A 10,658-nucleotide genomic window follows, 5' to 3' on the forward strand; every position below is an offset into this window, starting at 1 on the left:
GGTTTTTTTAGTGAATCACAAAAGCTCATCATTTACTGCATTTGGGCAAAGCAGTGCTTTGTTTCTATTTATGGTTCATAGCTGACGCTATTCACCCACTGCGTTCGAGCAAAGCAGTGCTTTGCTCTTCACTTAGGCTCAATCGGAGTAAACGGCGCAACAACATCGGCATTTTGTGCACGATGACGCATGAAGTGATCCATGAGTACAATGGCAAACATCGCTTCAGCAATCGGGGTTGCACGTACGCCCACGCAAGGGTCATGGCGACCTTTGGTCAATACATCGGTATCTTCACGGTCGATATTAATGGTTTTACCTGGCGTGGTAATACTTGCAGTTGGTTTCAGTGCAATCGCAACACGAATGGTTTGACCACTTGAGATTCCGCCCAAGATACCACCGGCATGATTGGCCAGGAATCCATCTGTAGTCAATTCATCACGTGATTCATGACCAAACTGTTCAGCAACCGCAAAACCATCACCAATTTCAACGCCTTTCACCGCATTAATAGACATCATGGCATGTGCAATATCAGCATCCAGGCGGTCAAATACCGGCTCGCCCCAACCCACAGGCACGTTCTCGGCAAGAATTTCCAGCTTCGCACCACAGCTTGTACCTTGTTCACGAAGTGAAGTTACTAAAGCTTCAAAACGTGGCACGGCATCGATATCACCACAGAAAAATGGGTTGTTTGGAACTTCATTCCAGTCCAACTTTTCTGCTTTTTCCGTACCAATTTGCGTCACATGACCGCGAATCACGATGCCAAACTTTTCAGCCAGATATTTCTTGGCAATTGCACCCGCAGCTACACGCATTGCCGTTTCACGTGCACTTGAGCGGCCACCGCCACGATAGTCACGGAAACCATACTTTTGGGTATAGGTATAATCCGCATGCCCCGGACGGAAAGTTTGTGCAATATTGCCATAGTCTTTTGATTTCTGGTCGGTATTGCGAATCAGTAAACCAATCGATGTACCGGTGGTTTTACCTTCAAATACACCGGAAATAATTTCGACTTCATCCGGTTCTTTACGCTGGGTCGCGAATTTAGAAGTGCCCGGTTTGCGGCGGTCTAAATCTTTTTGTAAATCTGCTTCAGTCAATTCGATCCCTGGCGGTACCCCATCGACAATTGCCATCAGGCCAACGCCATGAGATTCACCGCAAGTCGTTACACGGAACAGTTGTCCAATACTATTACCTGCCATGTTGACAACTCCTTATGCTTGAACAGATTTTTCAAATAAATCACGGTATTTACGGCACTGCTCTGCTGTCAAAGCAAAAATGCCTGAACCACCGTTCTGGAAGCTTAACCAATGGAAATCCACAGTATTAAAGTTCTGTTTCATCGCCCATTCAGAATTACCCACTTCAATCACAATCAAACCATCTTCAGTCAAGTAATCCGCAGCTTGCGCCAACATTTTACGCACCAGATCCAAACCATCTTGGCCGGCAGCAAGTGCAAGCTCAGGTTCATGCAAGAATTCCGCAGGTAAATCCGCCATATCTTCCGCATCGACATAAGGAGGATTGGACACGATTAAATCATATTGATTTTCAGCAGGAATTTTTGCGAATAAATCTGATTCCATCAACGCAACCTGATATTGCATATTGTGATGTTCAGCATTAATAGAGGCCACTTCTAAAGCTTCTTTAGAAATATCTGTGGCATCCACTTCAGATTCAGGGAATGCATAAGCCAAAGCAATTGCGATACAGCCTGAACCGGTACACATATCTAAAATACGACGCGGAGTTTGTGGCTGATCATTTTCAGGCAAATTGTTTAAAGCTTCACGCATCTGGCCATGTTCATCTAGGCAGTAAGGTGCAAAGCGTTGATTGATCAATTCTGCAATTGGTGAACGTGGAATCAGTACACGTTCATCAACATAAAACGGTTTACCACAGAAATACGCCAGATTTAATAAATAAGAGGTTGGCACTTTTTCATTGATACGACGTTCCAGCAAGCTGATAAATTCTGCTTTTTCGCTTGGCAGTAATTTCGCATCTAAAATTTCAGGGTTGGCATTCCAGTCCAATGCCAGTGTTTGCAGAACTAAGGCCGAGCTTTCAGCAAAAAAATCTTCTGTACCTTGACCTAAGTGTGCATCGTATTGACGTAGAGCTGAAACACCAAAACGGATAAAATCGCGAATTGTGCTTAGGTTTTCAGCGGCTTCCTGTAAATGTTCAGGGCTAATAGTCAGTTGATCCACTTAAGGCATCTCCAAGGTCAATTTTTAAAACGCCTTATGATACCTTGTTTTGCGGGGTTTTATAATGTTTCGACCAGATTAAAAACAAATATCTATGGCGAATTTATTTGGTCTGGTAAAAGTAAGTACGCTCCATTGTCATTTCGAGTACACACTTGGATTGTTTAACGGCCATATAGGCAGAAGTTACTTTTAAATAGCATTTTTGATCTACACGGTTAAGCCAAAGTTTATGCTGTTGCTCAATACTACTTTGATTAACCCCATTCTTATTTATATAGCCCTTATAAGCTTTATTTAAAAGTTTTTCCTGATTTTTCAGTTCTTTGTCGACACACTTTTTGACTGTTCCAATTTCACCATAAGAAGTGTTGAGACATTTATTATATTCGTCAGAATAGCCTTGAGCTAAAACTGAATTTGACCAGAAAGCAGCCAGACTCAGCATCACTGATATTGCCAATCGCATAATATTCCCCTGCCCTATAAAAGACTTAATATCAAATACTATTATTGTGTTTATGCCGTGATACTACATCAATCATGTGCAAATTCCTATAACCCGATCATTTATTCCCCCACTCAAAAAAATCATTCATATTGCATATTGAATCTGGCTAAAATATCCCCATATATTTTCAATTCTTTTTCTACAAAATATTTTTATTGTTATGAGCTATAAACACAATAATTTAATGGCGATGCGTGAAAGCTACTGGAATGATACCAATTCTGCACAGGTACAGAAGGAAAAAAAATTCTTTCAACAAACGCTACTTGAACAGGCAATTCATAGCAGCCCATCAGAAGATGATGCCAAATATCTGTTTTTTAGTTTACCAAGCATCATTATTGTTAAAGGTTATGCACTTGGTTTTCAGCATGATGCTGTTCAAGCCATGATTTTTAAACATATTCAAAACCATAAAAATCTGTTAAAGCAAAAAGGCGATATTAAAATTCAATTTCGCATGTAAGTACTGCCAACCTGGCAGCAGTATATACCTGCCAGATAAACATCTATTCAGCGTGAATATCCTCTTATCTCCAAGAGTGATCCCAAATTCATCTGAATAGCTAATTTTGTCGCGCACAATGGCACTTTTTCAGAGCAATAACTTAAATATTAAACATATTTACTCTCCATTCAGCACGTTGAACTTTTTTAATACGCGAATACACGGTAATATCCGCTACAATTAATTATTCCGCGACTTGCTGATTAAAGGATTTTGTTTAATGTCAAATCAGAACGATAAGCTTAAACAACTCAAAACCTCATCTATGGATCGACGCTTATCTATCGCTAAAGCATCATTACTCGCAGGAACGCGTTGGGCTGCATCAAGTGCAACCACCATATTTTCAAGCGAAGCAGAAAAAGAAAAAAAACGTAAAAAAGCCATGAAGGAACAAGCTGACTATCTAGTTTCTGAAATTGGTAAATTGAAAGGCTCGATTGTGAAAATTGGGCAAATGATGGCACTCTATGGCGAACATTTTTTACCTGAAGAAATTACCCAAGCTTTAAATACTTTAAACAATCAGACTGTTGCACTTGCATGGCCGGCCATCAAAAAACAACTGGAACAGCAACTCGGCTCTAAGCTGCATGATTTGACCATAGATCGTGAACCTTTGGGCACAGCCTCTTTAGCCCAGGTACACCGTGCCACACGCAACTCAGATGGTTTGGAAATTGTATTAAAAATCCAGTATCCCGGCGTCGCTGATGCGATTGATTCAGATATGAGCCTGTTTAGAAACATGCTCAAACTGACCCGTATGGTGCCGCAAACCCGTGAATTTGATCAGTGGTTTGATGAAGTTCGTGAAATGATGCATCGTGAAGTCAATTATAAGATTGAAGCCGCGACCACTCGCCGTTTTGCCGAACGTTTAAAAGATGATTCTCGTTATATCGTCCCACAAATTGTGGATGAATATTGTACCGATCAAGTACTGTGCATGACTTTTGAGCGTGGAGTACCGATCAATAGTCCGGTGATGCTGTCTCTTCCTCAAGAACGCCGCAATCAGTTAGGTGAAGCCTCGCTTGAGATTGCCGTTCGTGAGATCTTTGAATGGGGCGAAATGCAAACCGATCCAAATTTTGGCAATTATCTGGTCCGCTTGGGAGATGGCGCAGAAGCTCAAGACAAGATTGTGTTACTCGATTTTGGCGCGATTCGTCAATTCGATGAACATTTGCTGAAAGTCGCCCGTAACCTGATTAAAGCCGGTTATGATCACAATATCGATGAAATGGTTCATGCCATGACCGGCTATGAATTTTTTGATTCCATCCCGCAAAGCATCAAGCCAGATATGGCAAAAGTGTTTTTATTGGCAACCGAAGCCTTTAGTACTCTTATCAATAATCCAGACTTGCCTGAAGGCGTGATGGATGACAATCAGCGCTATGACTGGAAAAAAAGCCAGTTACATAGCCGGGTTATGCAACGTGCTTCCAAATCGATGGCATCACGTTATTTCAGTGTTCCACCGAAAGAATTTATGTTTATTAGTCGTAAATTCATTGGTGCTTATACTTTCATGACCGTGATTGATGCAAAAACCAATGTGCGAAAAATGGTGGCAAAGTTTTTATAATATATTCTGACTAGAATGCGTTTATGTCATTCTAGTCAATTCTCACTTTTTAATCTGTGCTTTCAATTTTAAAAAATAAATAATATTCAAATATTTAATTAAATTTAAAATTAATTTCTACCATTTATCCAAGTCAATTTTAATTGTCAGCGATGACATAGTCATTTTCATATTCGCATGTCAGCATAAAAATATAAAGAATCGAAAATCGATGGACGAAAAAAATGACCAATATGGTAAACAAGGCTCAAGGACTTGGGCTATCACTCATTACTAGAATTGCGGGTAGCAATGTACTTGACCAATTCAAACTGCGTAAATTTCTGGAAAAATCTCTCTATCAAAGTTCAAAAATGGGTTTTAAAACATTAAGCAAAACCCAAAAAGTCTTTAAAGCCAATTCCGGTGTCAGTAAGCAACGTTTACCTAATCAGCAGAAATCGCTATTTAATTTGAGCCTGACCGAAGAACAGCAAATGAGCTGTGATGCCATGGATCAATTTGCATCAGAAGTGCTTTATCCACTTGCAGCTGAAGCAGACAATAACGAACAATTTCCTGCAACGCTTTGGCAACATTCTGCTGACTTAGGTCTTAACTATTACGCACTTCCTGAAGCATTCGGTGGTGTAGCCGCTGAAAAGAATATCTTAAGCAATATTTTGATCGCTGAACATTTGGCCAAAGGTGATTTCAGTTTAACAGCAGGACTTCTTTCAACCTTTAGTGTCATTAATGCCATTACCCAATGGGGTTCTGAACAAGTTCAGTCTACCTATTTGCCAAGCTTCGCAGATGATTCAGAGATACAAGCTACCTTTGCCATCCAAGAAGCCACGCCCGCCTTTAATCCCCTGCAATTAAAAACCAAAGCCAGTTCAGTCAATGGAAAATACTGTATTAATGGCGAAAAAACTCTGGTGATTTTGGGTGAAACTGCCGATTTATTTCTGGTTAATGCTGAACTCAATGGCTCAGCAGAAGTGTTTATTGTTAAACGTGATAGCAGTATTACTGCTCAAAAAAGTACGGCCATGGGTTTAAAAGCAACCGAAACGGTTACTTTAAAATTCAACAATACCCCTGCTGAACTGTTGGGCGATGATGACTTTGATTATCTGGCATTTTTAGACTTAGGTAACTTGATGTGGTGTGCTATGGCGGTCGGCACTTGTGAGGCAGTCAAAGCTTACTGCATTCAATATGCCAATGAACGTACTGCATTTGGTGAACCTATTTCCCATCGTCAAAGTATTGCCTTCATGATTGCAGATATGGCGATTGAGATTGATGCCATGCGCATGCTGGTTTTAAATGCTGCCAGTCTGGCAGAAGCAGGAAAACCCTTTCATCGTGAGGCCTATTTAGCACGTCTGCTCTGTGCAGAAAAATCCATGAAAATTGGTACCGATGGCGTACAGATTCTAGGTGGTCATGGATTTACCAAGGAACATCCTGTTGAGCTCTGGTATCGCGATTTACGTGCCACAGCAATTTTACATTCAGGCTTACATGCTTAATCTGTCAAATCAGGAATTATAAAAAATGAATTTACAAAATCCTAAAAAATTTAAGATGTTGATAGATCAGGCTAATGAATCAGCTTTAAATGTACTTCGCCCGATTTCACGTAAGTATGACAAAGCTGAACACAGCTATCCTAAGGAACTCGACATGTTCGCTTCACTCATTGATGGGATGAATGATGGCGGTGAAGGGATTAATGCAGGTGCTGCGGTTGGCAAACGTGGCAACACAGAGACAGGCAATAAAAATGGCGTCAACATGTCCACCGTACTCGGCGTGATCGAGATGTGCTATGGAGATACCGGCTTATTGCTCAGTATGCCGCGCCAAGGCTTGGGGAATTCTGCCATTGCTGCTGTCGCCAATGATGAACAGCTGGAGTGCTTTAAAGACACATGGGCGGCCATGGCCATTACGGAACCCGGCTGTGGTTCAGACTCTGCCGCTATTCGAACTACAGCGACAAAAGACGGTGACCATTACATCTTAAATGGTGAAAAAATTTTCGTAACCTCGGGTGAGCGTGCCGATGCTGTAGTGGTCTGGGCAACATTAGATAAAAAACTCGGCCGTGCAGCGATAAAGTCGTTTGTTGTTCCTAAAGGAACACCAGGAATGAAAGTGGAGCGTCTGGAACACAAACTGGGGATCAAAGCATCCGATACTGCTGTCATTAGCTTTATCGACTGCCGTGTTCCTGCCGAAAATCTGTTGGGACATGCTGAAATTGATGTGGCCAAAGGTTTTGCTGGAGTCATGGAAACTTTTGACAATACCCGTCCTTTGGTGGCAGCCATGGCAGTAGGATGTGCTAAAGCATCATTGGAAAGAATTAAGGAAATTTTCAAAGATCAGTTAGATGAAAATTACCAGACACCCTATTTGCAGACCTCGCATATTGCAGCGCAGATTTACCGTATGGAGGCAGAATGGGAAGCGGCACGTTTACTTACCATGAAAGCTGCCTGGATGGCAGATAATAAAAAGCCGAACTCACGTGAAGCTTCTATTTCTAAAGCCAAAGCCGGTCGCATCTGTAATGAAATTACTTTGAAATGCGTAGAGCTTGCAGCCAGCGTAGGTTATAACGAAGATGAATTGTTGGAAAAATGGGCACGCGACTCAAAAATTCTTGATATTTTTGAAGGGACTCAACAAATTCAACAACTGATTATCGCACGACGTGAATTAGGTAAGAATTCAAGTGAATTAAAATAGGTTTTAAGCATTTTTAATACATAAACACCTTACAAGAGATGGATTTTTTGTTATAAGAATCGATCTCTTTTTTAATTAATTCATTTTAACTTTATGTACCAAATTAGGCCTATTCAAGCTCAAGACAATGCTGAAATTGCAGCGATCATCCGCGAAGTTTCCAAAGAATTTGGACTTGCTCCTGAATCAGGTTTTGCTGTGGCTGATCCAATTTTGGATCATTTATATACAGTTTATGATCAACCGAATGCAAAGTATTGGGTAATAGAAAATCAACAAGGTAGAATTGTGGGTGGTGGTGGTTTATCAACGTTAAAAGGTGATCCAACAATTTTAGAAATTCAAAAAATGTATTTTTTACCTGAAGTTCGAGGCTTAGGCTTTGCCACACAACTTTTAGAAAATGCCTTTCAGTTTACACTCCTGCAAGGTTTTAAGTCTTGTTACCTGGAAACCACCAAGGAACTTTGGCAAGCGGTAAAACTCTATGAAAAATTAGGTTTTCAATATTTAGATCAACCTAAGGGTAACACTGGACATAGCCACGCCTGTGAAATCTGGATGGAAAAGCGACTGTAATGAATCATATTTTATGTATTTTTTCTGTCAGAGACCCTATTCATTTAACTCATTAGAGTTGCTATGACTTAATATAAATGCCGTGGTGTCTACTTTTACTTACATTGAAAGTATTCATTAACCTCTACAGCATACCCAGTTATCAATTTATGCTAAAAGCATCAGGAAACAGGAAGTTTCCATAATAAAAAGAATAAACGATGTAAGCAGGAAGCAAAAACTAAGACAAAAGTCATTCACAGTCACTAAATAAAATAAGCCTCATCCAGATATGGGGCTTATTTTTGTCGGCATTCTTTCAAACCTTAACAAGAATAAGCTAAAAATTGTACAGCTTCATTTAGGCACTTTGTTAATGTCAAAGTTTAATATGTGATTTAGGATCATTAACATGACTAAAAAAGCACTATTTATTACTTCCAATATCGGTGTTGAACAAGATGAACTGATCAAACCTCTTGAATTTCTACAATCCAAAGGCATTGAAGTCATTCATGCGGCAGAAGAACAAAAGGAAGTACAAACAGTTAAGCATGGTAATGAACCTGCGGCTTCTTATATTCCTCAAACCAGCTTGGTTAAAGTATCAGCTGAAGATTATGATATTTTGGTAATTCCTGGAGGAACCGTAAATGCTGATATTCTTCGATTAAATGAAGACGCACATAAAATCATTCAATACTTCACTGACAATCACAAGCCGGTTGCAGCTATTTGCCATGGACCTTGGGTGTTAGTCAATGCACAGCGGATTAAAGATAAAAATTTAACCTCTTATAAAAGCATCAAGTTAGATCTGGAAAATGCGGGTGCCAACTGGTTAGATGAAGAAGTACATCGTTGCAATACCAATAATTGGCCTTTGATCACCTCACGATGTCCAGACGATATTCCTGCATTCAACCAAGCAATTTTGCAGGAACTAGATCATTAAAATATCTTTTAATAAATGTCTTTTAATAAATATGTTTAAATGAAAAGTCCCATTAAAATAATGGGACAATAGATTCAGAGTTTAAGCAATTGAATTATTTTAATATAAATTAAGATTCTGAAAATAACCATAAAATTTCTCTAATTCAGCAAAATTTCAGCTCTTGACTCTCGTTATTCCGCCTAATAGCATAGCTGCAATAAAATTTTACTTTGGGTTTTGAACTTTGTTTTTTACACAGCATCTCTCATATTTATCATCTAAAAATTCAAACCATCATTTATATGCATTTAAATCTGTAGCTATCATTATGACTACTTTAGCTTTTGCTGGATGTTCATCTAGCCACTCAGTTACTAAACGATCTGCAAAATTATCAACAGGTATTCAAAAAGCCTATTCAGTGGCACCGGATACTGCAAACCGTATTTCGCCGATGATTATTCAAAGTGCTGACAAATACAATGTGGATCCAATCTTATTGGCTGCTATGATTCGACAAGAATCTAGCTATAAAAACTCTGTGATTTCGCCCGCTGGGGCGGTCGGATTGACACAAGTCATTCCACGTTATTGGCAACAGACTTGTCCAGGTAATCTGATTGAAGAAAATAATAATATCAATTGCGGGACTTATATTTTAGCCACATACAACAGCAAAGCGGGAAGTTGGCCAAAAGCTTTAGCCTATTACAATGTAGGTCCTGCGGGTTATAACTCCAGCCACAAGATGAAAAAACAAGGTAAAAAGTATGCAGAGCAAGTTAAGCAACATCATGAAACACTAAAAGGTGCCTTATAAATTTAACTTAAAATCTCCTCTCTATTGACAGATCATAGGAGATTTTTTATTTGTCAGACTTTTAATAAAGCCCGAAAACCACGAGCAGCATAATATGATTCAGCTCCATTATGATAGATGAAAACTCGACCATAACGCTTATCACCAAATAAAGCCCCGCCCTTTTTACGGATATTTTCTGGGGTGAATAACCAGCTTGAAGTTTTCATATCAATTGAATCTATTGCCTGAAGCTCATAATAATCATGCTCTGTTAACAATTCGACACCCATGTGTGAAATCATGTCTAGCACAGAGTTCTCAGGCTTATTGGCTTTTCTAGAATCTAATGCTTCTCGATCATAACAACAACTTCTTCGACCAGCTGGACTCTCTACACTACAATCCATAAAAATATAATGATCAGAGATATGATCATGCATTACCACATCGGGTTCACCACTTGTTCGCTCCATTTCATGAAGTGACCATACTTTATCAGGGCTTGCTTTCAGTTTGATTTGAATTTTCAACCATTGCATAGCTTTATGCCTCTCCATATTTTGTTCAAATCTTTCTTTTAAAATATTTAAAAAATTTGCAGATTGTTGTTCATTTAATAATTTGTCTTTTGGCTTATCTTCTTTTATTTTAAACCTCTTCTATTTTTTATTTTAAAATATTGTGCATTATTTCTTTCATCAATAACAAGTTTCAAAATAATAAGAAATTGTACCTATAAGGTATTTTTTGCTTTTTT

Annotated in this window: 11 protein-coding genes; 7 read left to right on the forward strand and 4 right to left on the reverse strand. The window is 39.2% G+C overall.

Annotated elements, in window-relative coordinates; genetic code table 11:
* Positions 1-128 precede the first annotated feature (128 nt).
* The 3 genes from aroC to WAE57_RS14065 form a co-directional block, all read right to left on the reverse strand.
* A complete protein-coding gene (gene aroC, locus WAE57_RS14055) occupies positions 129-1,223 on the reverse strand; it encodes a chorismate synthase (RefSeq protein WP_337711055.1) in 1,095 nt (364 codons plus the stop codon).
* A gap of 12 nt (positions 1,224-1,235) precedes the next feature.
* Complete coding sequence (gene prmB, locus WAE57_RS14060; protein ID WP_337711056.1) at positions 1,236-2,246, reverse strand: 50S ribosomal protein L3 N(5)-glutamine methyltransferase; 1,011 nt, start codon at positions 2,244-2,246, stop codon at positions 1,236-1,238.
* Positions 2,247-2,349: 103 nt separating this feature from the next.
* Positions 2,350-2,715 carry a lysozyme inhibitor LprI family protein gene (locus WAE57_RS14065; RefSeq protein ID WP_337711057.1) on the reverse strand — a complete coding sequence of 122 codons (366 nt, stop codon included), beginning with the start codon at positions 2,713-2,715 and terminating at the stop codon, positions 2,350-2,352.
* A 202-nt stretch (positions 2,716-2,917) separates the two neighbouring features.
* Between WAE57_RS14065 and WAE57_RS14070 the strand changes: the two genes are divergently transcribed.
* The 7 genes from WAE57_RS14070 to WAE57_RS14100 all read left to right on the forward strand — a co-directional run bounded on the left by WAE57_RS14070 (position 2,918) and on the right by WAE57_RS14100 (position 9,919).
* Positions 2,918-3,223 (forward strand): hypothetical protein, encoded by a 306-nt coding sequence (locus WAE57_RS14070; protein ID WP_237787299.1) that lies wholly within the window; start codon positions 2,918-2,920, stop codon positions 3,221-3,223.
* A 262-nt stretch (positions 3,224-3,485) separates the two neighbouring features.
* Positions 3,486-4,859 carry an AarF/ABC1/UbiB kinase family protein gene (locus tag WAE57_RS14075; RefSeq protein WP_337711058.1) on the forward strand — a complete coding sequence of 458 codons (1,374 nt, stop codon included), beginning with the start codon at positions 3,486-3,488 and terminating at the stop codon, positions 4,857-4,859.
* A gap of 233 nt (positions 4,860-5,092) precedes the next feature.
* Positions 5,093-6,379 carry an acyl-CoA dehydrogenase family protein gene (locus WAE57_RS14080; protein WP_337711065.1) on the forward strand — a complete coding sequence of 429 codons (1,287 nt, stop codon included), beginning with the start codon at positions 5,093-5,095 and terminating at the stop codon, positions 6,377-6,379.
* 25 nt (positions 6,380-6,404) lie between these two features.
* On the forward strand, positions 6,405-7,604 hold the full coding sequence (locus WAE57_RS14085; protein ID WP_337711059.1) for an acyl-CoA dehydrogenase family protein: 1,200 nt from the start codon (positions 6,405-6,407) through the stop codon (positions 7,602-7,604).
* A 93-nt stretch (positions 7,605-7,697) separates the two neighbouring features.
* Positions 7,698-8,183, forward strand: coding sequence for a GNAT family N-acetyltransferase (locus WAE57_RS14090; protein ID WP_337711060.1), 486 nt, complete (start codon positions 7,698-7,700; stop codon positions 8,181-8,183).
* Positions 8,184-8,574: 391 nt separating this feature from the next.
* The gene (locus WAE57_RS14095) at positions 8,575-9,117 is read left to right on the forward strand and encodes a type 1 glutamine amidotransferase domain-containing protein (RefSeq protein ID WP_337711061.1); all 543 of its coding nucleotides are present in this window, start codon (positions 8,575-8,577) and stop codon (positions 9,115-9,117) included.
* Positions 9,118-9,427: 310 nt separating this feature from the next.
* Positions 9,428-9,919 carry a transglycosylase SLT domain-containing protein gene (locus WAE57_RS14100; RefSeq protein WP_337711062.1) on the forward strand — a complete coding sequence of 164 codons (492 nt, stop codon included), beginning with the start codon at positions 9,428-9,430 and terminating at the stop codon, positions 9,917-9,919.
* Between the two features lie 53 nt (positions 9,920-9,972).
* On the opposite strand, the gene WAE57_RS14105 is transcribed toward WAE57_RS14100, so the two are convergent.
* Positions 9,973-10,548, reverse strand: a complete 576-nt coding sequence (locus WAE57_RS14105; RefSeq protein ID WP_337711066.1) for a DUF4256 domain-containing protein — start codon at positions 10,546-10,548, stop codon at positions 9,973-9,975.
* Positions 10,549-10,658: the final 110 nt, after the last annotated feature.

It is taken from the genome of Acinetobacter sp. NS-4 (genome assembly GCF_037402435.1).
Taxonomy (GTDB): Bacteria; Pseudomonadota; Gammaproteobacteria; order Pseudomonadales; family Moraxellaceae; genus Acinetobacter.